We start from the raw sequence: 23,621 nt of genomic DNA, 5'->3' as shown, positions 1-23,621 counted from the left end.
CGGTCACCCCTTCACGGCGCCGGCGCTGAAGCCGGTGATCAGCCACTTCTGGATGAAGGCGAAGACGATCACCACGGGGACCGCGGCGATCACCCCGCCCGCGGCGAGCGCGCCCAGGTCGACGCTGTCCGCGCCGATGAGGGTGTTCAGGCCGACCGGGATCGTCTGCTTGTCCTGCTCGCTGAGGAACATCAGGGCGAACAGGAAGTGGTTCCAGCTGTGCACGAAGGCGAACGAGCCGACGGCGATCAGCCCCGGCCTCAGCAGCGGCAGCACCACCGCGCAGAAGGCCCGGAAGCGCGAGCAGCCGTCCACCCAGGCGGCCTCCTCCAGGGAGACCGGCACGTTCTTGATGAATCCGCTGATCAGGATGATGGAGAGCGGCAGCTGGAAGACCGTCTCGGCGATGACCACGCTGCCCAGCGAGTTGATCAGCTGGAGGTTCTTGAAGATCTCGAAGAGCGGTACGAGCATCAGCGCGCCCGGGATGAACTGCGAGCAGAGCAGCGCCAGCATGAAGGCGTTCTTGATCCGGAAGTTGAACCGGGCCAGTGCGTAGCCGCCGGCCAGCGCGACGAGCGTGGTGGTGACCAGGGTGCAGATGCCGACGATCATGCTGTTCTGGAAGAAGACGGCGAAGCTGCGCTCGTTCCAGACCTTGTCGAAGTGCTCGCCGGTCATCGGCCAGGGCACCAGCGAGGTGGAGCCGGCGGGGCGCACGGCGAACAGCAGCATCCAGTAGAACGGGATGAGGGTGAAGACCAGGTAGATGCCGAGGGGTACGTAGATCTGCCAGCGCGGCACCTCGTCGAAGGCGCGCTCGCGGCCGGGCCTGCGGCGCCGGTGCGCGGCGGGCGGGCGGGTGTGCGGCGCGGGCGGGTGCGCGGAGTGGGTGCCGTTCTTCTCGGCCAGGGCGGCAGTCACTTGTGGTCGCCTCCGAACTTGCTCAGGCGTAGATAGACGATCGAGCAGAAGAGGAGGATCACGAAGGCGACGGTGGTGAGCGCCGAGGCGTAGCCGAAGTCGTGGCCCTCGATGCCGGTGTTGGCGACGTAGAGCGGCAGTGTGGTGGTCTCGCCGGCCGGGCCGCCGCCGGTGAGGGTGTAGAGCAGGTCGACGTTGTTGAACTCCCAGACGCCGCGCAGCAGGGTGGCGAGGATGATCGCGTCCCGCAGGTGCGGCAGCGTGATGTGGAAGAACTGGCGCAGCCGCCCCGCGCCGTCGACGGACGCCGCCTCGTACAGCTCCTTGGAGACGGACTGGAGGTCGGCGAGGATGAGGATGGCGAAGAAGGGGACCCCGCGCCAGAGTTCGGCGACGGTCGCCGCCCAGAAGACGGTGCCGGTGTCGGAGAGCACCGAGGTGCCGTAGTCCCCGATGCCGGCATCCGCGAGGTAGCGGCTGAAGCCGGTCGAGGAGTTGTAGAGCAGGATCCAGATGGTGCTGGTCAGCACGCCGGAGACGGCCCACGGGGAGAAGACCATGGCGCGGGAGATGCCGCGGCCGATGAAGGTCTGGTTGACGATCAGGGCGAGCGCGAGGCCGAGGGCGAGCTGGAGCGCGACCTGCGTGACCACCCACTGGGCGCTGAAACCCAGGGTGGTCCAGAACTGGTCGTCCTCGGTGAAGATCCGGGTGAAGTTGTCGAAGCCCGCGAAGCCGTTCCGCCACGGCTTGGTGACGTTGTAGTTCTGCAGGCTGTAGTAGAAGACGCTGATCACCGGGTAGGCGATGAAGCCGAGCATCAGCAGTCCCGCCGGGGCGATCAGCAGGTACGGCAGCCGGCGGGGACTCGCGGAGCGGCGCCTGGGCACCTTGGGCGGTGTGGCCACAGCGGCGGCTTGGGCCATGACACGTCTCCGTTCTCTGGTGGTACGGGATACGGGTGCTGCGGGTGCGGGTGCGTCTGGTGCGGGTGCTTCGGGTGCGGGTGATGCGTGTAGTGCGCAAGCGCTTGCCGCATAGCGTTCGGCATATCGAACAAGGCCTTGCGCGGAATTCCGGTGGGCCGTTCAGCCGGCGTACGGGTCGGGGACTTCTCCCGGCCGGGCCAGGAAGGCGAAGTCGCAGCCGGTGTCGGCCTGGGTGATCTGGTCCTGGTAGAGCGCCGCGTATCCGCGCTCGTACCGGTTGGCCGGCGGCTTCCACTCGGCCCTGCGCCGCTCCAGCTCCTCCTCGCTCACGTCGAGGTGGAGCAGGCGCGCCTCGACGTCCAGGGTGATCGGGTCGCCGGTGCGGACGAGGGCGAGCGGGCCGCCGACGTAGGACTCGGGCGCGATGTGCAGCACGCAGGCCCCGTAACTGGTGCCGCTCATCCGGGCGTCGGAGAGCCGCACCATGTCCCGTACGCCCTGCTTCAGCAGGTAGTCGGGGATCGGCAGCATGCCGTACTCGGGCATGCCGGGGCCGCCCTTGGGGCCGGCGTTGCGGAGCACCAGCACATGGTCCGGGGTGAGGGCCAGGGCCGGGTCGTTGATGGTGCGCTGCATCTCCCGGTAGTCGTCGAACACGACCGCCGGACCGGTGTGGCGCAGCAGGTGCGGTTCGGCGGCGATGTGCTTGATGACGGCGCCGTCGGGGCAGAGGTTGCCGCGCAGCACCGCCACGCCGCCCTCCTCCGCGAGAGGGTTGTCGCGTTCCCGGATGACGTCGCTGTTGTGCACGAGCGCCCCGTCGAGCTGTGCGCGCAGGGTGTCGTGCGTGACCGTGGGGCGGTCCAGGTGCAGTACGTCGGTGAGCCGGGACAGGAAGCCGGGCAGCCCGCCGGCGAAGTGGAAGTCCTCCATGAGGTACTTCCCGCCGGGCCGCAGATTGGCCAGCACGGGGACGGTGCGGGCGACGCGGTCGAAGTCGTCGAGGGTGAGCCTGACCCCGGAGCGGCCCGCCATCGCGATGAGGTGGATGACGGCGTTGGTGGAGCCGCCGAGCGCGAGGACGGTGGCGACGGCGTCCTCGTACGCCTGGGCGGTGAGGATGTCGGACAGCTTCCGCTGCCGCCAGACCAGTTCGACGATCGCGAGGCCGGAGCGGGCGGCCATCCGGTCGTGGCCGGAGTCGACGGCCGGGATGGAGGAGGCGCCGGGGACGGTGACTCCGAGCGCCTCGGCGGCGGCGGTCAGGGTGGAGGCGGTGCCCATCGTCATGCAGTGGCCGGGCGAGCGGGCGAGCCCGTTCTCCAGTTCGGCCATCTCGCAGTCGCCGATGAGTCCGGCCCGCTTGTCGTCCCAGTACTTCCACATGTCGGTGCCGGAGCCGAGGACCTCGTTGCGCCAGTGCCCCGGCAGCATCGGCCCGGCCGGTACGAACACGGCCGGCAGGTCGGCGGAGGCGGCGCCCATCAGCAGCGCGGGCGTCGACTTGTCGCAGCCGCCGAGCAGCACCGCGCCGTCGACGGGGTAGGAGCGCAGCAGCTCCTCCGTCTCCATCGCCAGCATGTTGCGGTAGAGCATCGGGGTCGGCTTCTGGAACGTCTCCGAGAGGGTGGAGACCGGGAATTCGAGCGGGAAGCCGCCCGCCTGCCAGACGCCCCGCTTGACCGCCTGGGCGCGGTCGCGCAGATGGACGTGGCAGGGGTTGATGTCGGACCAGGTGTTGAGGATCGCGACGACCGGCTTGCCGAGGTGCTCCTCGGGGAGGTAGCCGAGCTGGCGGGTGCGGGCGCGGTGGCTGAAGGAGCGGAGCCCGTCGGTGCCGTACCACTGGTGGCTGCGCAGTTCCCCGGGGGCGATGCGGCCGGTCATATGGACCACCCCGCGACCTGGTCCGCGACCTCGGCGCGCAGCGCCTCGGGCAGCACCCGGCTGGGCGGGCGGACCTCGCGGCCGCAGAGCCCGAGCGAGGCCAGGGCCTCCTTGACGACGGTCACGTTGTTGGCGGACTGCCCCTCGGCGCGCAGTTCCTCGAAGCGGCGGATGCGCTCCCAGACCTTCATGGCGGCCGGGTGGTCGCCGGCCCGCAGCGCCTCCAGCATGGCCAGCGAGACGCCGGGGGCGACGTTGACGAGGCCGGAGGTGAATCCGGTGGCGCCGGCGGAGAAGTACGAGGGGGCGTACAGCTCGGCGAGCCCGGCGATCCAGACGAACCGTTCCAGGCCCGCGTCCCGGGCGAAGGCGGCGAAGCGGGCTGCGTCCGGGACGGCGTACTTGACGCCGATGACGTTGGGGCAGCGGTCCGCGAGCACGGCCAGGGTCTCGCCGTCCAGCTGCGGGTTGCGGATGTAGGGCACCACGCCGAGTCCGGGGACGGCCTCCGCGATGGCCAGGTGGTAGTCGATCCAGCCGCCCTGCGAGACGTACGGGTGGACGGGCTGGTGCACCATCACCATGTCGGCGCCGGTGTCCCGGGCGTGCTCGGCGGCGGCGACGGCGGTCGGCACGTCGTGGCCGACGCCGACCAGGATCGTGGCGCGGCCGCCCGCCTCGTCGATGGTCAGCTCGGTGACGGAGCGCCGCTCCTCGGGGGTGAGCGCGTAGAACTCGCCGGTGTTGCCGTTGGGGGTGAGGATGCGGACGCCGCCGTCGAGCAGCCTCCGCAGCAGGGCGCGGTGCGCCGCGGTGTCGACGGTGCCGTCCTCGGCGAACGGGGTGACCGGGATCGCCACGACGTCCGCGAGGGCTGCCCTGAGCGGTGTGAGGTCCATGCGGACCGGCCTTTCGTCGGTGTGCCGGTGGTTCACGCCGCACCGCCCCCGTCCTCGTCGTCGGGGAAGGCGCGGCGGACGAATGACGCGATGTGGTCGTGCAGGGCGCCGGCCGCGGCGTCCGCGTCGTCGGCGAGCGCGAGCCGCAGGATCTCCCGGTGCTCGGCCGCCTCCCGCTCCCAGGACGGGATGGTCGCCCAGGCGACGGTCGACACGAGGGCCGCCTGGTCGCGGACCTCGTCGAGCATCCGCGACAGCAGCGGGTTTCCGCAGGGCAGGTAGAGGGCCCGGTGGAAGTCCCGGTTGGCGAGCGACCTGTCCGCCTTGTCGCCGGCCGAGTCGGCCCGCTCCAGGGCCTCCTGGGCCGCGTCGAGCGAGGCCTTGCGGGTGATGGAGCGGCGCAGCGCCTCCGGTTCGAGCAGCAGCCGTACGTCGTACACCTCCCTGGCCATGGTCGCGTCGACCAGGCGCACGGTCACGCCCTTGTACTGGCTCATGACGACGAGTCCGGTGCCGGCGAGGGTCTTGAGCGCCTCGCGGACGGGGGTCTTGGAGACCCCGAACTGCGCGGCCAGTTCGGTCTCCACGAGCGCCTGCCCTGGTCTCAGCTGCGCCGTGAGGATCGCGTGCTTGATCGCCTCCAGCACGTACTGGGTGCGGGACGGAATCGGGGTGGGCGCAAAGGTCATGGGTGAAGGGCTCTCGCATCTCGCGTATCGCGTCTCATATATGACGTACGAAGTACGACGCGATGAAGCTAGAGGCGCCGGGAATGTTTCGTCAACGCTTCCGGCAGAAGAACTTCGCCGGACTACGACGTGTGCCGTACCCGCGTCCCGGCGGCGGGCCGCCCCGCCGGACGGCCTACGGCATCCTCCCGATGCCCCGCGCCCGCCTCAGCCGCCAGCCTGATCGCACAACACAGGTGCAGGTCAGGGGGGTTCGGTGGGAACGATGGCGGGTTCGGCGGCGGGACGGGTACTGGGCGACCGGACGGCGGGTCTCTTCTTCGCGGCGGTCGTCGTCTCCGGGTTCGGCAGCTCCGCGATGTCACTCGCGGCCGGGATCTGGGTCAAGTCGCTCACGGGCTCGGACAGTCTGGCGGCGCTCGCCCTGTTCAGCGTCTGGCTGCCGGTGCTCTTCGGGCCGGTCCTCGGGGCGTTGGCCGACCGGTTGCCCAGGAAGCCGCTGCTGGTCGGGGCGAACGTCGTCATGGCCGTGCTGCTCACCACCCTGACCGCGGTGGACTCGGCGGGCCGGGTCTGGATCCTGTTCGCGGTGCTCATGGCCTACGGGACGAGCTCCGCGCTGATGGACTCGGCGGAGTCGGCGCTGGTCGCGGGGGCCGTGGACGCCGGGCTGCTGGGCGACTTCAACGGGCTGCGGATGACGGCGAACGAGGGCATGAAGCTGGTGGCCCCGCTCACCGGCGCGGCGCTCTTCACCCGCTTCGGAGGCGCCTCGGTGGCCCTGCTGGACGCGGCCTCCTTCGCGCTGGCCGCCGGGCTCTACGGGCTGCTGCGGGTGCGGCGGGCGGCCCCGGCGACGGCCGGGGGTGCGGCGGGCGGCTGGAGCGCCGGGGTGCGGCAGGTGTGGGGTTCGCCGGTACTGCGGCCGCTGGTGCTCGCCGGATCGGTCACGATGCTGTGCGCCGGGCTCAACGGGGCGACGCTGTACGCCGTCGTGGACCGGGTCCTCGGCCACTCCCCCGCGTACGCGGGTGTGCTCTCCATGGCGCAGGGCGTCGGGTCCGTCGCGGTCGGGCTGCTGGCCGGACCGCTGCTGCGGCGGCTGCCGGAGCGGGTGTTCACGGCGGCGGGCATCGCCGTGTTCGGGGCGGCGGTGGGGCTGCGCGCGGTGCCGTGCGACGCGGTGGCACTGGTGGCGTGCGGGCTGATCGGGGCCGGACTGCCGTGCGTGCTGATCGCCGCGATGACGGCGGTGCAGCGGGAGACGCCGGACGCCCTGCTGGGCCGGACGGCGGCGGCCGCCGGCACGCTGATGTTCGCGCCCAACGCGGTGGCGCTGGCGCTGGGCGCGGGGCTGGTCGCGCTGGTGGACGTAACGGTGCTGGTGGTGCTGGTGGGAGCGGTGGCGCTGGCGTGCGCGGCCGTACTGGTCACGGGCCGGCGGCGGGTCCCCGCCGGCCCGCTCCCCTCATCGGCCCAGGCGTGAGAGCGCTTCGGTGACGCTCCGCAGATCCGGGTCCGATGCCAGCCCCGCGTGGTACAGGCGCAGTTGGTTCGCGCCGAGCGAGAGCGCGTGCCGCGCGTCGCGCTCCAGGGTGTCCGGGCTGCCGCCCATCCCCCGCACCGCGGTGAGGTTGGCCGCGAGCACACCGGCCCGCCCGGTGAACGGGCCGAGCACGGCCTCGCGCACCGGGTCGGCGCCGGTGCACGGCAGCACCACGCCGTCCGCCACGGACAGGATGTGCTCCGGGTCCACGCCCACGTTCGCGCCGGTGCGGTACGGCGCGGGGTCGGCGTGCAGCAGCACCTGGAAGTCCGGTGCGGCCGCCGCCCGCACCGCGCCGACCACCGACTCCTGGAGGCCGCGGGCCACCTCGGTGCGCCACCCGAGCGTGGCGGCGGCGAGGTCCGCGCCGAGGAGCTTCTCGATGCCGGACCAGCCGGCTTCCGGGGAGCCGGCGCCGGACCAGGCCGGCTCCAGGGCCCGGCGTACCGCCCCTGCCAGTTCGTCGGCGTCCAGGCCCTGACCCGCGTACCCGGCCCGGCAGTCGGGACAGAAGCAGAGCGACATCAGGTACTGGGCCGCGTCACCGAGGCTGACGCCCGCGATCTTGTCGTGGGCGTGCAGATGCGCGAAGCCGTACCAGCCGCAGGACTCCAGCTCGGTGCCGTGCGTGCCGCCGCGCACCGCCGCCTCCGCCGCCAGATCCACCAGGTAGGCGCGGACCTCGGGCCGGGCGATGCACGGTGCCCACGGGTAGCGGTCGCCGTAGGCGTTGACCACGGAGGTGTCCGGGTGCTCGGCGCCCAGCCGGGAGCTGTGCGCGAGGACCACCCAGCTGTGCACCTGGAGCCCCGCACCGGTCAGCGCCTCGGCGGCCTCGGCGTAGGGGTCCCGCGCGTCCACCCAGGACTGTGCGTGGGGGCGCAGCCGGCGCCCCGCCCAGCGTGCGGCGTCCGACGGGTAGAGCACCGCCGCGTGTTCGGCCGTGACGATGCGGTGGCCGGGGTGGCGCGGGGTCAGCGCCCGGGTGGAGTGGTAGGCGGCGGCGAGGGTGACCTGCTGGACGCCGAGGTCCGCGACGCGGGCGGCCGCGTCCGGGTCCCCGACGACGTCCCAGGGGTACAGGAAGGCGGAGGTCCTCACCCGCGCTCCCCGGCGCCGGCGGCGTTCCGCTCCAGCAGCGCGCGGCCGCTCGCGATGATCCCGGTCAGCTCCTCGATGTGCGCGGCGGGCGGCTCGGTGAGCGGGCTGCGCACCTCACCGACGTCCAGGCCCTGGAGCCGGACGGCCGCCTTGACCAGTGAGACGGCGTAGCCGCGGCCCTTGGACCGCAGTTCGACGAGCGGCCGGTAGAAGTGGTCGAGCAGCGCGTTGACGAGGTCGTCGTCGCCCGCTTCCAGGGCCCGGTAGAAGGCCAGCGCGATATCGGGCGCGAAGGCAAAGACGGCGGAGGAGTAGAGCGTGACGCCGATGCCCCGGTAGGCGAGGCCGGTGAGCTCGGCGGTGGGCAGCCCGTTGAAGTACAGGAAGTCCCGGCCGGGCAGTCCGGTGCGGACGGCGCTGACGATGCGCTGCATCAGGTCGAGGTCGCCGTAACCGTCCTTGAGGCCGATGATGCCCGGCGTCTGCGCCAGGGCGAGGACCGTCTGCGGGGTGAAGACGGCGTTGTCGCGCTGGTAGACGATCGTCTCAAGGCCCGTGGCGGCGGCGAGCGCCGTGTAGTGGGCCAGCAGCCCCTCCTGGTCGGCCACGACCAGGTACGGCGGCATGGCGAGGAGCCCGTCCGCGCCCGCCTCCTCCGCGAGCCTCGCGAACTGGACCGCGAGCGCGGTGCCGTATCCGGCGCCCGCCACGACGGGCACCTGGCCGGCCGTCTCCTCGACGGCCGCCGCGACGACGAGCCGGAACTCCTCGGGCGTCAGGGCGTGGAACTCACCGGTCCCGCAGCAGGCGAAGACCGCCGCCGCACCGGCGTCGATGCCCGTGCGCACGTGCGCGCGGAAGACCTCCAGGTCGACGGAGCCGTCGGGTCCGTAAGGGGTGACGGGGAAGAAGAGCGGCCCGGCGACAGCGGTGAGTCGGGCGGCAAGAGGGGCTGAGGTCACGGGCGCTCCCTGAGCGGATTCAGGCGTGCACAATTCTGACTGGTGTCCATATTCATGAACACCTTCACGCTAGAGCAGCGGCTTACCGGGGTCAAGACAGGTCACTCCGGTCCGGAGTGGGGGTTCCGTCCTCAAGCGCCGGACAGGCTCGGGTTCCAATCAAGCCGGTCCGACGGCCGAGGACGGAATCCCGCGCGCCGGTCCGGGGTGATCCCTCTTGACGCCACCCCATCCCGCTCCATATTTTGTCCACGCATGTGAACCCCATCCAAGGACCCGGCGAGCGCAGCCGCCCCCGTACCGAGGAGATCCGCGTATGCCCGCTCCCCGCACCGTCCTGCTCACCGGCGCCGCAGGCGGCCTCGGCACCCTGATGCGCGGACTGCTGCCCGCCCACGGCTACCGGCTCCGCCTCCTGGACATGGTCCCCGTCGAGGGCGAGCCGGACGCGATCACCGCCGACCTGGCAGACACGGAGGCGCTGCGGGAGGCGGTGCGGGGTGTCGACGCGATCATCCACCTCGCGGGGATCTCACTGGAAGCCTCGTTCGACAAGATTCTCCGGGCGAACATCGAGGGCACCTACAACCTCTACGAGGCCGCCCTCGCGGAGGGCGTACGGCGGATCGTCTTCGCCTCCTCCAACCACGCCGTCGGATTCACCCCCCGACCGCTCCCGGGCGACCCGCTGATCCCGATCGGGACCCCGCGCCGCCCGGACACGTTCTACGGGCTCTCCAAGTCCTTCGGCGAGGACCTCGCCCAGCTCTACTGGGACCGGCACGGGCTGGAGACCGTCTCGGTGCGCATCGGCTCCTGCTTCCCGGAACCGACCTCCGTACGGATGCTCTCGGTCTGGATGAGCCCCGGCGACGGCGCCCGCCTGTTCGACGCCGCGCTCACCGCCGAGAACGTCGGACACACGGTCATCCACGGCTCGTCCGACAACACCCGGCTCTGGTGGGACCTGGCCTCGGCACGCTCGCTCGGCTACGAACCGCAGGACGACTCGGAGCCGTACGCGGCGAAGCTCATCGCCGAGCAGGGCGAACTCGACCCGGACAACCCGGACCACGCCCACCTCGGCGGCCACTTCTGCACCAACCCGCCGATCTGGCCGCACTGACGAGCCCGTTAGGTAAGGGAACGGCAAAGCCAGGTCATTCGTTAGCCCCGACATGACCGCTATGACACCCGGCTCGAACATCCCTCTCTCCGCCTCCCGCGTGGCGGTGGACGTCGCCGCTCCGGTGCGGCTCGACGTGTCGGGCCTGCTGCTCACCGCCGACGGCAAGGTGCGCTCCGACGACGACTTCATCTTCTACAACCAGCCCTCGGGCCCCGGTGTGACCTACCGCTCCGGCGGCGGCACGGCGCCCGACGCGATCGTGGTGGACACCGCGGCGGTGCCGCCCGGCATCGAGAAGATCGTCGTGACCGCGAGCCCGGACGGAGCGGGTCAGACCTTCCAGGGCATCGAGCCGACCGCCACCGTGCGCAACGCGGACGACGGCAGCGCGCTCGCCACCTTCACCCCGCCGCAGCTGGGCGCCGAAACCGCGCTCGTGGTCATCGAGGTGTACCGCAGGGGTGGGGCCTGGAAGGCACGCGCGGTCGGCCAGGGCTATGCCAACGGGCTGGCGGGCATCGCCACCGACTTCGGCGTCTCCGTCGAGGACGAGCCCGCGGCCGCCCCGGTGCCCGCCGCCGCGCCCGCCCCCGCGGCGCCCCCGGCGCCCGCCGCCGCACCGGTGGACCCGAGGCTCGCCGCCCCGCCGGTGCCCGCCGCGCCGCCGGCCCCGCCCGCCGCCCCTCCGGCGGCCCCCGCCCCGGGCCGGATCAACCTGGACAAGGGCCGGGTCAACCTGCAGAAGAACCAGACGGTGTCGCTGGTCAAGGGCGGCCGGCCGCTGCTCTCCCAGGTCAAGATGGGCCTCGGCTGGGAGCCCGCGTTCCGGGGCAAGGACATCGACCTGGACGCGTCGGTGATCGCCTACGGGCCCAACCGCAACCACCTGGACAGCTGCTACTTCGGCAAGCTCTCCATCCTCAACGGCGCCATCAAGCACTCGGGCGACAACCTCACGGGCGAGGGCGCCGGGGACGACGAGGTGATCGTCGTCGACCTGGGCCGCATCCCGGCGGAGGCCACCGGCCTCGTCTTCACGGTCAACTCCTTCACCGGCCAGAAGTTCACCGAGGTGGCCAAGGCCTACTGCCGGCTGATCGACGCGGCCACCGGCGAGGAGCTGGTCCGCTTCGACCTGACGAGCGCCGAGGCCCAGACAGGCGTGATCATGGCCAAGCTGATCAAGCAGTTCTCCGGCGAGTGGGAGATGACAGCGGTGGGCGACTTCGTGAAGTCACGCACCGTCCGGGGCATGGTGAAGCCTGCGGCCCAGTCGCTCTAGGGCGGAACGGCTTCAGGGGCACCCGGCTGGTGCGGGTGCCCCTGAAGGCCGTCGGCGGGAAAGAGGCCGTCGGCAGAGCAGACGACGAGGACTACGGCGGACGCGGCGCGTGCTCGTGGCTTCTCTCAGAGCTTGGTCAGCTTGGAGTACGGGCTCAGGATCCTCCCCTGTCGCCCAGAGAAGTCGATGAGCACTGCGTCGTTGTCGCCCTCGACAGCAAGGACTCGGCCGAGTCCGAACTGGTCGTGCGACACCCTGTCGCCCACATCGAACAATTCGACCGGTGGGGCCGCCTGGGCCGGGCGGTTGAAGGGACTGGAAGGCAGGTGACGCCGGGATCCGGCTGACTGTTTCATTACCTTGAGTATGCGCCCTGGAAACGCCGGACGCCATGCCCGACCGCTCCTGGGGCCCCACTGATGCCGGATTCGTAATCAGCGATTCCGCGTCCGCCCGGCCTCCTGGCCCGCTCCCGGCAAGGGCACCGGGCCACAGCGCGACGCCCGCGGGCCCCCCGCGATGTGGCGCTTATCCCTTTCCGACATGGTGCGCCGCAGCCGCTCCGCCCGCCACTACGGGCATACGCAGCCGGCGGCCCGGCCGGGCCGGCGCCACGCCGCGATGTCCCTCCCCCGGGGGACACCGGACCGGCCGGCCAGGACCGCTCGTACGGATTACCGCTGCTCTCGCGGCTGACGCTTCCACGGGCCGGTGATGGCCACCATGATCCCGGGCGTCTGGATGTTGGCGAACAGCGTCTTCCCGTCGGGCGAGAAGGTGACCCCGGTGAACTCGCTGTACTCCGGGTCCTCCTCGGTCCCGGCGTTCAGCTCGTTGCGCGCGATGGGGTAGGTGCGGCCGCTCTCGGTGGCCCCGAACAGGTGCTGGACGCCCTCGCCGTCCTCGGCGATCACGAGGCCGCCGTACGGCGAGACGGTGATGTTGTCCGGGCCGTCGAAGGCACCGTCCTTCGAGGGGTCGGCGTTGACGCCGAGCAGCACCTTCAGCGTCAGGGTGCGGCGCTTCGGGTCGTAGAACCAGACCTGGCCGTCGTGCTGGACCGGGCTCTCGCTGCGGGCGAAGGAGGAGACGATGTAGGCGCCGCCGTCCCCCCACCACATGCCTTCGAGCTTGCGGGCCCGGGTGACGGCCTTGTCACCGAACTGCTTGCGCACCGAGACGGTCTTCGCGTCGCGGTCGGGTACGTCGACCCAGTCCACGCCGTACACCGTGCCGATCTTCGTGGCGCGCGAGAGGTCGTCGACGAACCTGCCGCTGCGGTCGAAGCACTTGGTGGCCTGCAGCACACCGGCGTCGGCGGCGAGCGTGCGCAGCTTGCCGCGGCCGTGCCTGAAGCCGTGCGGCGGGACCCAGCGGTAGAGCAGTCCGTTGGGACCGGAGGCGTCCTCGGTCAGGTAGGCGTGGCCCTGCTTGGGGTCGATGACGACCGCCTCGTGGGCGTACCGGCCGAAGGCCTTGATGGGGCGGGGGTCGCGGTTGGCGCGCTTGTCGTACGGGTCGACCTCGAAGACGTAGCCGTGGTCCTTGAGCAGGCCGTTCTTCCCGGCCTTGTCCTCGGTCTCCTCGCAGGTGAGCCAGGTGCCCCACGGGGTGGCGCCGCCGGCGCAGTTGGTGGAGGTGCCGGCGATGCCGACCCACTCGGCGGTGCGGCCGTCGCGGCGGGTCTCCACCACGGTGCAGCCGCCGCCCGCGACCGCGTCGTAGACGAGACCGTCTGTGAGCGGGACCGGGTGCTCCCAGTCCGCGCGGACGCCGGCCAGCTCGTGGTTGTTCACCAGCAGGGTGACGCCGCGCGCGCCCTCGAAGGCGGCCGTGCCGTCGTGGTTGGAGGGGGTGTACTCACCGGTCTCCAGCTTGGTGACACCACTGTGGGTGATGACCTTGTACGAGAATCCGGCGGGCAGCGCGAGTATGCCCTTCGGGTCGGGGACCAGCGCCCCGTAGCCGGGCTCGTGGCCGTGGCCGTGCCCGTGTCCGTCGTGCCCGTCGTGGTCGTGACCGTGGCCGTGGTCGTCGTGGCCGTGCTTCGAGTCCCCGGCGGCGAGGGCGCCGGGCGCGGTGGCCAGCGCGGCGACGGTTCCGGTGAGGGCGATGCCGGCACCGGTGAGGGCGGACTGTCTGGTGAATTCCCTGCGCGTGAAGGCCATCACGTACTCCTGGTGCAGCTGGGGCGGTAGTTGGCGGGATCACCGTCCCGCGCCGCCGCCAACACCAGTTGAACTGAGGACGACTTCCAGGGACTGCGTTCCGTGAACTTCCCCGGCGGCGGGGCGGTCCGTCCCGCCGCCCCGCCGCCGTCCGCCTCAGTTGCCGGAGCCGCCCCGCGACCGGGCCTTGAAGGCGGCCTTGCGGGCGTCCTTCGCCAGCTTCTTGTCGCTGTGCAGCCGGCCCATCGCCTCGAGGACGTCCGCCGTGGCCGGGTGGTCCACCCGCCACACCTCGTCGAAGAAGCCGCTGTGCTGGCCGGAGAGTCCCTCGACCAGCCCCTGGAGCTCGTCCAGGTCGCCGTCCGCCTCCAGCTGCGCGGCGATCGTGTCGACGGCGAGCCAGAAGATCATCGACTCCGGCGGCGCGGGCACGTCGGCCGCGCCCAGCTCCGCGAGCCAGACCCGGGCGAGGCCGCCCAGCTCGGCGTCGTCGAGCACGGCGCGCACGGCGGGCTCCGCCTCGGCGCCGACCAGGGCGAGCGCCTGCTGGCAGTGCAGCCGGCGCAGCGGTGCCTGCGGGTCCTGACCGCGTGCGGCGTCCAGGAGCTCGGCGGCGGCCCCGCCCGCGCCGCGCCGGGCGAGCCAGAGCTGGACCTCGCCGCGGGCCGCGTCCTCGGGGTAGTACGCGATGCCGCCGAGGAGCTCGTCGGCCTTCTTGTCGACGAGGTCGCCGATGGCCGGGGCCTCCACGCCCGCGTCCAGCATCCTGGCCCGGATGCCGTAGAGGCCGAGCGGGGTCAGCTTCACCATTCCGTACCGGGTGACGTCGTCGTCGTCGGCGGGCGGGGTGGCGTTCTCGCCCTCCTCGGCCAGCAGCGCCTCGTCCACCGGCTGGTACTCGACGATGCCGATGGGCTCCAGGACCCGGAACTGGTCGTCGAGGCGCATCATCGCGTCCGACACCTGCTCCAGGATGTCGTCGGTGGGCTCGCCCATGTCGTCGGGCACGATCATCGAGGCGGCGAGCGCGGGCAGCGGTACCGGTGCGTCGCCCGCGGCGCTGTCGGAGACGGTGAGCAGGTAGAGGTTGCCCAGCACTCCGTCGAGGAACTCGGCCTCGGTCTCCGGGTCCCAGTCCAGGGCGTCGAAGTCGATCGACCCGTCCTCGCCGACGAGGTCGGCGAAGTCGTCGAAGAAGGGGGCGGTGGCATCGGCGTGCGCGGCCTCCAGGCCGTCGAGCCAGATCGCCAGGACGTCCTGCGGCGATCCGCCGGTCAGCAGCGCCAGGTTCTCGCCTGCGGTGACGGTGCCCTCGGCCTCCTCGCCGGAGCCGTCCTCCGCTTCAGCGCCGGGCTCCTTCTCGTCCGCCTCCGGGTCCTCGACCTCGACGAGCCCGGTATCGACCGCGAGCCGCCAGGCCTCGCTGGCCTCCGCCGCCCCGTCCTCGTCCGCGGTGAGGCCGAGGTGCTCGGCCGCCTCGGGCAGCTGCGCGTCGACGAGCTCGCCGCCGGCGCCCACCCTGGTGCCGGGTCCGGCCCAGCGGGCGAGCCGGACGGCACGGGCGAGCAGCGGCGCGGCAAGCGCGTCCCGTGCCAGCTCGGCCTCGGTGTGCAGCCGTACCGGCGGCAGGGTGGGGCGCTCTGCGGACATCAGGGGGGTCTCCTAGGAACGTACGGGTCGTACGCGTCGCCGGGCGATGGCTCCGGGCACGTACGGGGACAGGCGGCCCAAGCGTAGACGTATTTCGTGCCCCGCCGCCCGGTACCCGGGAAGGTCCCCCGCAGCCCGCCCGCGGAGCCCCGTGCGACCGGCGTGCGCGCCCGCGCGGTCACCGCGCCCCGACGGCCGGCCGCAGGCTGAGCGCGGGGGTGTAGCGGTGCACGCCGCCGCCGGTCACGCCGGGGTAGGCCTGCACCCCCTCCCACTGCGGTGTCCGTGACCCGATCCCGTCCCCGGCGGCGGCCAGCGCGTCGATGTGGGCCTGCGCGCTCACCCATTCCGCGTAGTTGAGCACCCGGGTTCCGTCGGTGCTGACGTGGAAGTGAGCGCTGATGCCGCCGGGCGCGGGCGCGGGGTCGGTCCCGAGCGCCTCGAACACGCCGTCCACCCAGTCGCGTTGGCGGGCCTTGTCCGCTCCGTCGAACTCGACGTCGACGATCACGACGCATCCCGGCTCCCGTGCGTCCGGGCCGCCCGCCGTGGAGCGGTAGAGCTCGTAGGTGCGGGGCGCGAGCCGCTCGATCCCCGGCACGGCCGCGTCGATGTCGGCGTCGCGCCCGTCGCGCCCGGCCCGGACGAAGGCCCGGTGGCTCTCCTCGTCCGCCCACTGCGAGTAGTGCAGCAGCGTCCTGCCGTCCTCCCCCGCGTGGACGGTGTACGAGAGCGGGCCGGGCCTCGGCCACTCCCGGCTGCCCCAGGCCTCCCGGATGGCCTCGACGGCTCGGCGCTGCCGCTCGGGGCTGCCGGCGTCCCAGGTGCTCGCCTTGACGATCCCCGCGTCCGCTCGGGTGAAATCGGGCCGGGTCACGACTTCCACGCTCATGGCTGCTCCCCTCACGGGCGCTCCCCTGCGGCGCGCCCGTGACGGCAACCCTGTTACGTCAAGTGCGCTTGAGGTCAACTACGGCCCGCACTTTCGTCATTAGGCTGGCGAATCGTACAGAACCGGACAACGAACGGAGTACCGCATGTCGCTGCGGGTCGAGCGCATCACGCGTGAACAGCACCTGGCGTTCGTCGCGGGCCGGGGTTCCGCGAGCCATATGCAGGTCCCCTCGTGGGGCGAGGTGAAGCCCGACTGGCGCGCGGAGAGCATCGGCTGGCTCGATGCCGGGGAGCTGGTCGGGGCCGCGCTGGTCCTGTACCGGCCGATCCCCCGCATCAAGCGGTATCTGGCCTATCTGCCGGAGGGGCCGGTCATCCCGTGGCACGAGGGCGACCTGCCCCGCTGGCTGGATCCGCTGGTGGCGCACGTCAAGGCGCAGGGCGCGTTCACGGTACGGATGGGACCGCCGGTGATCGCCCGCCGCTGGGAGGCGCGGACCGTCAAGGACGCCATCCCCGATCCGGCCGCGCGCAGACTGCGCGACGTCGAGCCGGACGTGTGCGAGCCGGGGGCCGCCGAGCTGATGGACCGGCTGCGCGGAATGGGCTGGCGGCAGGGTGCGGACGGGGGCACGGACGGCTTCAGCGCCGGACAGCCCCGGTACGTGTTCCAGGTCCAGTTCGCCGGGCGGTCGCTGGAGGAGATCCGCGACGGGCTGAACCAGCAGTGGCGGCGCAACATCAAGAAGGCGGAGAAGGCGGGCGTCAAGGTGGTCGAGGGCGACCACGACGACCTTCCGGCCTTCTACGAGCTGTACCGCGAGACGGCCGAGCGCGACCGCTTCATCCCCCGCCCGCTGGAATACTTCCAGCGCATGTGGACCGCCCTGCGCGCCGAGGACCCCGGGCGGATGCGGCTGTACCTGGCGCACCACGACGGGGAGGTCCTCTCCGCGGCGACGATGCTGACGGTCGGTACGCACGTCTGGTACTCCTACGGCGCCTCCACCAGCCGCCGGCGCGAGGTGCAGCCCAACAACGCGATCCAGTGGCGGATGATGAGCGACGCGCACGAGCGCGGCGCGAGCGTCTACGACCTGCGCGGCATCACCGACACCCTCGACGAGAGCGACCACCTGATGGGCCTGCTGCGCTTCAAGGCGGGCACCGGCGGCCGGGCGGCGGAGTACGTCGGGGAGTGGGACTACCCGGTCAACAGGCTGCTGCACAAGGCGTTCGGCCTGTACATGTCGCGCCGCTGACGTCCGGGGCGGGCCGGTCGGCGGCCCCGGGGCCCCGCGCGAGGATCGGGACCATGGTTCTGCGCCCCGCCACCCGCCAGGACCTGCCCGCCGTTCTCGCGCTGCTCGCCGACGAGGACGAGGTCGTCGACCCCGCCTCGGTCGTCGTCGACGCGGCCCACGAGAAGGCCTTCGCCGACATCACGGGCGACGCGCGCAACGAGGTCCTGGTCCTGGTGGACGGCAGGACGGTGGTGGGCTGCCCGCAGGCCACGTACATCCCCGGGCTCGGCCGGCACGGCGCCGAGCGGGCCCTCATCGAGGCCGTCCGGATCAGACCCGGCCTGCGCGGCGGCGGGCTCGGGCGGCAGCTGATGGAGCGGGCCGTCGAGCGGGCGCGGCAGCGGGGGTGCGCGCTCGTGCAGCTGACCAGCACCAGGCAGCGGACGGACGCGCACCGCTTCTACGCGTCGCTGGGGTTCACCGCGAGCCACGAGGGCTTCAAGCTCGCCCTCCGAGCGGGCCGGTGAACGGGGCGGCCGCGCGGGTCACCCGGTCGTCGAGGTCCGCCAGCCCGTCATGTTGAACTCGTCGAGCAGCCGTACGTCGCTGCCCTCCAGCGGGAAGGTGCGCGCCTCCAGGCCGGGCGCCGGGGCGATCTCCAGCGCGTCACCCTCGATCATGTCGCCGCCGGTCGGGGTGGAGACCCAGGCCAGGAGCGAGTGCATGGTCTTCCCGGGGGACAGCATGACCTCTTCGGGGCCCTTGTCCTGGCCCATGTAGGACGAGCCCGGATTCACCTTCACCGGCAGCGCGTCACCCTTCTCGTCGAGGGCCTGGACCGAGGGGTAGCCGTCGACCCGGACGGGCTTGCCGCCGCAGTTGGTCAGGGTGAGCCCCACGGCGCGGTGGCCGAGGGCGGCCTCCACGGGGCCCATGTCCACGACGAGACCCGAGTCCGGGCAGCCGGTGGCGGAGGGTGTGGGGGCCGGGCGGACCGGCTGCCCCGGACGCGCGGCGGGTTCGGACGCGATGTCCAGCGGGGACGGCCGGTCCGCGCGCACCCCGGCGGACGCCGTGCGCGACGGGCTCGGGCCCGCCTCCCCCTCCCCCGCCGGTACGAGGAAGCCCGCGCACCCGGACAGGGCGAATGTTCCGGCCATGATCAGAGCCGCCGATGCGGCCCCGCGTATCCGCGTCCCCGTCAGTACCCGCACGCCCATGCTTCCGCCCCCAGGTCGGCCCCGCCCATGTGCGGCCGATCATGCCAGAGCCGAAGATTGTTGAGCGCTGCTTCAGCTTCGCCCGGAGAAGAACTAAGTAGACCTTCACGGTCCGGTGGGCGGACACTCCGGACATGACGTCTCCCGGAGCACCCCGGCCGCGCCCCTTCGGCAGCGCCCTCTGCGCCATGATCACGCCGTTCACCGCCGACGGGGCCCTCGATCCGGACGCGGCCGCCGGGCACGCCTCGGCCCTGGTCGCGGACGGCTGCGACGGCCTGGTGCTCAGCGGCACCACCGGCGAGTCCCCGACCACCTCGGACGCCGAGAAGGCGGCCCTGGTACGCGCGGTGCGGGAGGCGGTCGGCCCGGACGTGCCACTGGTCGCGGGGGTCGGGACCAGCGACACCCGGCACACCGTGGAGCTGGCCGGGCAGGCGGAACGGGCGGGCGCCGACGGCCTGCTCGTCGTCACCCCGTACTACAGCCGGCCTCCGCAGGCCGCCGTCGAGGCGCACTTCAGGCGGGTCGCCGACGCGACGGGCCTCCCGCTGATGCTGTACGACATCCCCGGCCGCACCGGCACCCGGATCGAACCTGAGACGGTGCTCCGGCTCGCGGAGCACCCGCGCGTCGTGGCCGTGAAGGACTGCTCCCAGGACCTGCTGGGCGCGACGAAGGTGATCGCGGCCACCTCGCTCGCGTACTACTCGGGCTGCGAGGAGCTGAATCTGCCGCTGTACGCGGTGGGCGGCGCGGGCTACGTCAGCACGGTCGCCAATGTGGCGCCGCGCCCGCTGCGCGCCGTCCTGGACGCGTTCGACGCCGGGGACACGGCGGAGGCGGCGCGGCTGAACGGGCTGGCGGCCCCGCTCGTCGGGCTGATGATGGCGTCCGGGCTGCCCGGCACGGTGACCGCGAAGGCGCTGCTGGACGCGGGCCCGGTCCGGGAACCGCTGCAGCCCGCCGGGCGCGAGGCGGCCGACGGGCTGCGGAGGGCGTACGAGGAACTGCTCAGCGCCTGTTGACCGCTCACGCCTGTTGACCGCTCAGCCGTTGCGGTACAGAACATCTCAGCCGTTGCTGTGCAGGACGTCTCAGTCGTTGCTGTGCAGGACGTCGTTGAGGCCGTCCCAGACCGCGTTGTTCGGGCGGGCCTCGACCGTTCCGCTCACCGAGTTGCGGCGGAAGAGGATGTTCGAGGCGCCGGAGAGCTCGCGTGCCTTGACGACCTGGCCGTCCGGCAGCGTGACCCGGGTGCCGGCGGTGACGTACAGGCCGGCCTCGACGACGCACTCGTCGCCCAGCGCGATTCCGACCCCGGCCTCGGCGCCGACCAGGCAGCGCTCACCGATCACGATGCGCTCCTTGCCACCGCCGGAGAGCGTGCCCATCGTGGACGCGCCGCCGCCGATGTCGGAGCCGTTGCCGACCACGACACCTGCGGAGATCCGGCCCTCGACCATGGAGGTGCCGAGGGTGCCGGCGTTGAAGTTGACGAAGCCCTCGTGCATGACGGTGGTGCCGGAGGCGAGGTGTGCGCCGAGCCGCACCCGGTCGGCGTCGGCGATCCGCACGCCCTTGGGCGCGACGTAGTCCGTCATGCGCGGGAACTTGTCGACCGAGGTGACCTGGAGGTGCAGGCCCTCGGCGCGGGCGTTGAGCCGCACCTTCTCCAGGTCGTCGACGGCGACCGGGCCGAGCGAGGTCCAGGCCACGTTGGTGAGGAGGCCGAAGAGGCCGTCCAGGTTCTGGCCGTGCGGCTGGACGAGGCGGTGCGAGAGCAGGTGCAGCCGCAGGTACGCGTCGTGCGCGTCGAGCGGCTTGTCGTCGAGCGAGCCGATGACCGTACGCACGGCGACGACCTCGACGCCCCGGCGGGCGTCCACGCCGATGGCCTTGGCGGCGCCCTCGCCGAGCAGGTTGACGGCCCGGTCGGGGGTGAGCCGCTCGGTTCCGGCCGGGCCGGGCTCGGCAGTGAGCTCGGGCGCGGGGAACCAGGTGTCGAGAACGGAACCGTCGCCGGCGATGGTGGCGAGGCCGGCGGCGACGGCGCCGGTGGTGCTGGTGGAAGTCGTGTCGGTCATGACCAGAACCTAACCGGCCGGGGCCCGCCCCGGCCAACCGGTCTCAGCGTCCGGGCGTCCGCAGGCCGCCGTACGGGAGCACCCCTGTAGCCCCCGTACGGCGGCCTGCGGACATCCGGACCGGGAGGGGTCAGGGGCGCTCCCCCTCCCGGCCGACCAGTGCGGCCTTCATGACGGCGTCGGCGCCGTCACCGACCGGCGAGTACATTCCGCCGCTGCCCGCGTACCGGAACGTCTTCGCGTCCAGGAGCAGCAGTCCGGGCCTGCCCGGGAAGCGGATGCCGATGACCGGGCGGCCCAGCGCGTCCTGGGTCCGCACCGCCCGGACCCCCGGGACGGTGTGCGGGCCGGTTTCCGCACCTCGACCGGGTCCGAGGGCAGGTCCGCCAGGAACCGGAACCGTTCGCGGGCCGAGTGGTCGTCGCCCGGCTTCCCGTTGATGAGGTTGGCCGCGATCCCGTACAGCCAGGGCCGGGCGCTCTCCCGGCCGGTGTCGAAGCGGGCGCGGGCCCGGAAGGCGATGAGGAAGGTGTCGGCGGTGATGTCGTCGGCGGCGCCCTCGCCGAGCCGGCGGGCGGCATAGCGGTGGATGTCGGCGGCGTACCGGTCGTAGAGCAGCGCGAACGTCTCGGGCTGTTCCAGCGACTGGCTGACGACGGCCGCGTCGTCGTCTCTCGGTGGTCCGGTCACAGTGTCTCCGTCTTCTCCGACGTCTCCGGCTCCGTATGTGGCGTGTCACCTCCTGTTGCCCGAAGGGGCCTGGCGGGTTCACGAAGCCGCCGGGCCGCGAGCACGGCCGCTCCGGCGACGCCGGCCAGCACCGCGCAGGCGGGCCACAGGAGCGCGGGCGCGGTGGCGTACAGCGCGCCGCCCAGCGGGGGTGCCAGCACCTGTCCGCTGATGGAGGCGCCCGCGTACAGGCTCTGGAACCGGCCCTGGGCGTGGGCGGGCGCCCGGTCCGCGACATAGGCCGTGGCCGGGGTCTTGTAGAGGATCTCGCCCACAGTCAGCGAAAGCATCATCAGGACGGCGAACAGCGCCCCGGCGCCGGGGATCAGCACCGCGTAGCCGGTCCCGACCAGCAGCAGTCCGGTGCCCACGATGCCGAGCGGCGCCCGGTCGCGCAGCGCGTGGGCGGCGGGGAGTTCGAGGCAGAGGATGACGCCCCCGTTGACGGCGATGAGCCAGCCGTAGAACTGGGTGCCGTGGCCGTGGTCGGCGAGGAAGACGGGCAGGGTGGAGTACTGCTGGCGGTAGACCAGGTCGACGCAGACGATCGCGGCGAGGAGCACCGGTACGGCGGGCCTGGCCCGCAGTTCGCTCCAGAGCCCGGGGGCGTCCGGGCGGCGCACGGGGCGGGGGTGCGCGGTGCCCGGGGCCGGAAGGATCCGTGCCGCGTAGGCGGCGTACAGCAGGGTCCCGACGCCGTCGATGACGAAGAGCCAGTCGTAGGAGAAGCGGGCGGCGATCAGCGCGCCGAGCGGCGGTCCGACGGCGAAGCCCCCGTTGCCCGCGAACCGGGTGAGGGCGAAGCTCTGGCGCCGGCGGCCCTCGGGGACGGAGACCGCGACGAGCGCGGAGTTCGCGGCGCGCACCACCCCGCTCGCGTACTCGGCGAGCGGGAGCACGCAGTACAGGGCGGTGAGCGGCAGGAGCGGGAGGCTGACGAGCACGGCCCCGCTCACACAGGCGCCGGTCAGCAGCATCCGGCGGTGTCCGTACCGGTCGCCGAACCAGCCGCCGGTGAAGTTGCCCGCGACGATTCCGGCCCCGCCGAAGCCGCTGAGCACCCCGGCCTGGGCGACGGAGAGTCCGCGCGGCCCGGTCAGGTAGACGAAGAGGTAGACGAAGGTGAAGCTCACCACGCCGTTGAAGAACGCGCCGAGTGCCAGCAGCCGCACCGTGCGCGGCACACCCCGCAGCATCCCCGTCCCGGTGCCTGTCCGCACGCCGTCCCCCATCCGGTCCCTGCCCCCGCCCTGCCTCGCCCCGCTCCGAGGACACCCACAAGTGAGTTCCCTTTGGGAACGGACTATGACAGCATGCTTTACGCAGGTCAATCCAGTTGAATGGCCGTCCGACGTGACGGAGGAACCCCATGCCCCAGCGCACCAGCCTGGCCGACGCCGACTGCGCGATCGCCCAGGCGCTCGACGTGGTCGGCGACTGGTGGACCCTGCTGATCGTGCGGGACACGGCGCGCGGGGTGCACCGTTTCGACGCGCTCCAGCACGAGCTGGGGGTGTCCCGCAAGGTCCTGACGGAGCGGCTGCGGCTGCTGGTCGACGCGGACGTGCTGTCCCGGGAGCCCTACCAGGAGCGGCCCGCCCGGTACGAGTACCGGCTGACCCCGCGCGGCCGCGCCCTGCTGCCCGTACTGATCGCGCTCCAGGACTGGGGCGACGCGTGGGTGACGGGAGACGGAGCGACCATGGCCACCACACAGGAGTCCTCGCACGAGGCCGCACGGGTGCACGCGCTGGTGGGCACCCGGGTACCGGAGCTGAGCCTGCCGTTCCACACCGGCGGGGAGCACGACCCGGTAGCCTCGGCGACCCCGTACACCGTCCTGTACTTCTTCCCCGGCGCCTACGCCCGCCCGGAGTCCTATCCCCCGGGCTGGGCGGGCATCCCGGGTGCGCGGGGCTGCACCCTCGAATCGTGCACGTACCGCGACCAGCTGGCCGAGTTCACGGCGGCGGGCGCGACGGTGCACGGCGTCTCCACCCAGCGCCCCGACGAGCAGGCGGCGTTCGCGGAGGCGGAGCGGCTGCGCTTCCCGCTCCTGTCGGACGCGGACCTGACCCTGACGGCGGCGCTGCGGCTGCCGACCTTCCGGGCTGCGGGGATCAGCCGGCTGAAGCGGCTGACGCTGGTGGTGGACCGGGACCGCACGGTCCGCGAGGCGCTGTACCCGATCACCGACATCGAACAGAGCGTGCGGGCCGCACTGACGGCGGTCCGGGGCGCGGGAGCGGGTCGTACGCAAGAGGCGTAGGTCCCTGCGGGG

General features: G+C 72.5%; 22 protein-coding genes. 7 read left to right on the top strand and 15 right to left on the bottom strand.

From position 1 onward, the window contains the following. Nucleotides 1-3 precede the first annotated feature (3 nt). From EDD93_RS22110 to EDD93_RS22090, 5 genes are all read right to left on the bottom strand, one after another. Nucleotides 4-924, bottom strand: coding sequence for a carbohydrate ABC transporter permease (locus tag EDD93_RS22110; RefSeq protein WP_123526796.1), 921 nt, complete (start codon nucleotides 922-924; stop codon nucleotides 4-6). Further along, the gene (locus tag EDD93_RS22105; RefSeq protein ID WP_123526795.1) at nucleotides 921-1,850 is read right to left on the bottom strand and encodes a carbohydrate ABC transporter permease; all 930 of its coding nucleotides are present in this window, start codon (nucleotides 1,848-1,850) and stop codon (nucleotides 921-923) included. Before EDD93_RS22105 ends, EDD93_RS22110 begins: the two co-directional genes overlap by 4 nt. A 162-nt stretch (nucleotides 1,851-2,012) precedes the next feature. Beyond that, nucleotides 2,013-3,740: an L-arabinonate dehydratase gene (gene araD / locus EDD93_RS22100; RefSeq protein WP_123526794.1), complete on the bottom strand. Its 1,728-nt coding sequence runs from the start codon at nucleotides 3,738-3,740 to the stop codon at nucleotides 2,013-2,015. Then, on the bottom strand, nucleotides 3,737-4,639 hold the full coding sequence (locus EDD93_RS22095; RefSeq protein ID WP_123527917.1) for a dihydrodipicolinate synthase family protein: 903 nt from the start codon (nucleotides 4,637-4,639) through the stop codon (nucleotides 3,737-3,739). The genes araD and EDD93_RS22095 overlap by 4 nt, the downstream gene beginning before the upstream one ends. Before the next feature lie 32 nt (nucleotides 4,640-4,671). Further along, complete coding sequence (locus EDD93_RS22090) at nucleotides 4,672-5,328, bottom strand: GntR family transcriptional regulator (RefSeq protein ID WP_024494075.1); 657 nt, start codon at nucleotides 5,326-5,328, stop codon at nucleotides 4,672-4,674. A 265-nt stretch (nucleotides 5,329-5,593) separates the two neighbouring features. On the opposite strand from EDD93_RS22090, the gene EDD93_RS22085 reads away from it, so the two are divergent. Further along, the gene (locus EDD93_RS22085; protein ID WP_123526793.1) at nucleotides 5,594-6,814 is read left to right on the top strand and encodes an MFS transporter; all 1,221 of its coding nucleotides are present in this window, start codon (nucleotides 5,594-5,596) and stop codon (nucleotides 6,812-6,814) included. Here EDD93_RS22085 and EDD93_RS22080 read toward each other — a convergent pair. Both EDD93_RS22080 and EDD93_RS22075 read right to left on the bottom strand, forming a co-directional pair. Next, nucleotides 6,797-7,975, bottom strand: coding sequence for a hypothetical protein (locus EDD93_RS22080; RefSeq protein WP_123526792.1), 1,179 nt, complete (start codon nucleotides 7,973-7,975; stop codon nucleotides 6,797-6,799). The genes EDD93_RS22085 and EDD93_RS22080 overlap by 18 nt on opposite strands. After that, nucleotides 7,972-8,937: a 5-dehydro-4-deoxyglucarate dehydratase gene (locus EDD93_RS22075; protein ID WP_123526791.1), complete on the bottom strand. Its 966-nt coding sequence runs from the start codon at nucleotides 8,935-8,937 to the stop codon at nucleotides 7,972-7,974. Before EDD93_RS22075 ends, EDD93_RS22080 begins: the two co-directional genes overlap by 4 nt. Nucleotides 8,938-9,253: 316 nt before the next feature. Between EDD93_RS22075 and EDD93_RS22070 the strand changes: the two genes are divergently transcribed. Both EDD93_RS22070 and EDD93_RS22065 read left to right on the top strand, forming a co-directional pair. After that, nucleotides 9,254-10,063: an NAD(P)-dependent oxidoreductase gene (locus EDD93_RS22070; protein ID WP_123526790.1), complete on the top strand. Its 810-nt coding sequence runs from the start codon at nucleotides 9,254-9,256 to the stop codon at nucleotides 10,061-10,063. A gap of 52 nt (nucleotides 10,064-10,115) precedes the next feature. Further along, nucleotides 10,116-11,348, top strand: a complete 1,233-nt coding sequence (locus tag EDD93_RS22065) for a TerD family protein (RefSeq protein WP_185092402.1) — start codon at nucleotides 10,116-10,118, stop codon at nucleotides 11,346-11,348. Between the two features lie 125 nt (nucleotides 11,349-11,473). Here EDD93_RS22065 and EDD93_RS40300 read toward each other — a convergent pair whose 3' ends face one another. The 4 genes from EDD93_RS40300 to EDD93_RS22050 all read right to left on the bottom strand — a co-directional run bounded on the left by EDD93_RS40300 (nucleotide 11,474) and on the right by EDD93_RS22050 (nucleotide 16,058). Then, complete coding sequence (locus tag EDD93_RS40300) at nucleotides 11,474-11,704, bottom strand: hypothetical protein (protein ID WP_037711258.1); 231 nt, start codon at nucleotides 11,702-11,704, stop codon at nucleotides 11,474-11,476. A gap of 318 nt (nucleotides 11,705-12,022) precedes the next feature. After that, entirely contained in the window at nucleotides 12,023-13,516 is a 1,494-nt protein-coding gene (locus tag EDD93_RS22060; protein WP_123526788.1) for an alkaline phosphatase PhoX, read from the bottom strand. Between the two features lie 156 nt (nucleotides 13,517-13,672). Continuing rightward, on the bottom strand, nucleotides 13,673-15,166 hold the full coding sequence (locus EDD93_RS22055) for a hypothetical protein (protein WP_123526787.1): 1,494 nt from the start codon (nucleotides 15,164-15,166) through the stop codon (nucleotides 13,673-13,675). 178 nt (nucleotides 15,167-15,344) lie between these two features. Then, nucleotides 15,345-16,058: an antibiotic biosynthesis monooxygenase gene (locus tag EDD93_RS22050; RefSeq protein ID WP_123526786.1), complete on the bottom strand. Its 714-nt coding sequence runs from the start codon at nucleotides 16,056-16,058 to the stop codon at nucleotides 15,345-15,347. A 145-nt stretch (nucleotides 16,059-16,203) separates the two neighbouring features. Between EDD93_RS22050 and EDD93_RS22045 the strand changes: the two genes are divergently transcribed. After that, complete coding sequence (locus EDD93_RS22045) at nucleotides 16,204-17,322, top strand: peptidoglycan bridge formation glycyltransferase FemA/FemB family protein (RefSeq protein WP_123526785.1); 1,119 nt, start codon at nucleotides 16,204-16,206, stop codon at nucleotides 17,320-17,322. Nucleotides 17,323-17,375: 53 nt separating this feature from the next. Continuing rightward, complete coding sequence (locus EDD93_RS22040; RefSeq protein ID WP_123526784.1) at nucleotides 17,376-17,831, top strand: GNAT family N-acetyltransferase; 456 nt, start codon at nucleotides 17,376-17,378, stop codon at nucleotides 17,829-17,831. An 18-nt stretch (nucleotides 17,832-17,849) separates the two neighbouring features. Here EDD93_RS22040 and EDD93_RS22035 read toward each other — a convergent pair whose 3' ends face one another. Beyond that, nucleotides 17,850-18,464 (bottom strand): DUF4232 domain-containing protein, encoded by a 615-nt coding sequence (locus tag EDD93_RS22035; RefSeq protein ID WP_260255812.1) that lies wholly within the window; start codon nucleotides 18,462-18,464, stop codon nucleotides 17,850-17,852. A 194-nt stretch (nucleotides 18,465-18,658) separates the two neighbouring features. Here EDD93_RS22035 and dapA point away from each other — a divergent pair, with 194 nt between their 5' ends. Further along, a complete protein-coding gene (gene dapA, locus EDD93_RS22030; protein WP_123526782.1) occupies nucleotides 18,659-19,552 on the top strand; it encodes a 4-hydroxy-tetrahydrodipicolinate synthase in 894 nt (297 codons plus the stop codon). A 69-nt stretch (nucleotides 19,553-19,621) separates the two neighbouring features. Here the strand turns inward: dapA and dapD are convergent, their stop codons facing one another. The 3 genes from dapD to EDD93_RS22015 all read right to left on the bottom strand — a co-directional run bounded on the left by dapD (nucleotide 19,622) and on the right by EDD93_RS22015 (nucleotide 22,536). After that, on the bottom strand, nucleotides 19,622-20,611 hold the full coding sequence (gene dapD, locus EDD93_RS22025; protein WP_123526781.1) for a 2,3,4,5-tetrahydropyridine-2,6-dicarboxylate N-succinyltransferase: 990 nt from the start codon (nucleotides 20,609-20,611) through the stop codon (nucleotides 19,622-19,624). A 168-nt stretch (nucleotides 20,612-20,779) separates the two neighbouring features. After that, on the bottom strand, nucleotides 20,780-21,301 hold the full coding sequence (locus EDD93_RS40295) for an RNA polymerase sigma factor (protein ID WP_260255811.1): 522 nt from the start codon (nucleotides 21,299-21,301) through the stop codon (nucleotides 20,780-20,782). Continuing rightward, entirely contained in the window at nucleotides 21,298-22,536 is a 1,239-nt protein-coding gene (locus EDD93_RS22015; protein ID WP_260255940.1) for an MFS transporter, read from the bottom strand. Before EDD93_RS22015 ends, EDD93_RS40295 begins: the two co-directional genes overlap by 4 nt. 173 nt (nucleotides 22,537-22,709) lie before the next feature. On the opposite strand from EDD93_RS22015, the gene EDD93_RS22010 reads away from it, so the two are divergent. After that, entirely contained in the window at nucleotides 22,710-23,609 is a 900-nt protein-coding gene (locus tag EDD93_RS22010) for a winged helix-turn-helix transcriptional regulator (protein ID WP_123526779.1), read from the top strand. The last annotated feature ends 12 nt before the right edge of the window (nucleotides 23,610-23,621 follow it).

The organism is Streptomyces sp. 840.1 (genome assembly GCF_003751445.1).
GTDB lineage: Bacteria > Actinomycetota > Actinomycetes > Streptomycetales > Streptomycetaceae > Streptomyces.
Note: the sequence above shows the minus strand (reverse complement) of the source record. Positions and strands in the feature narration are given on the sequence as shown.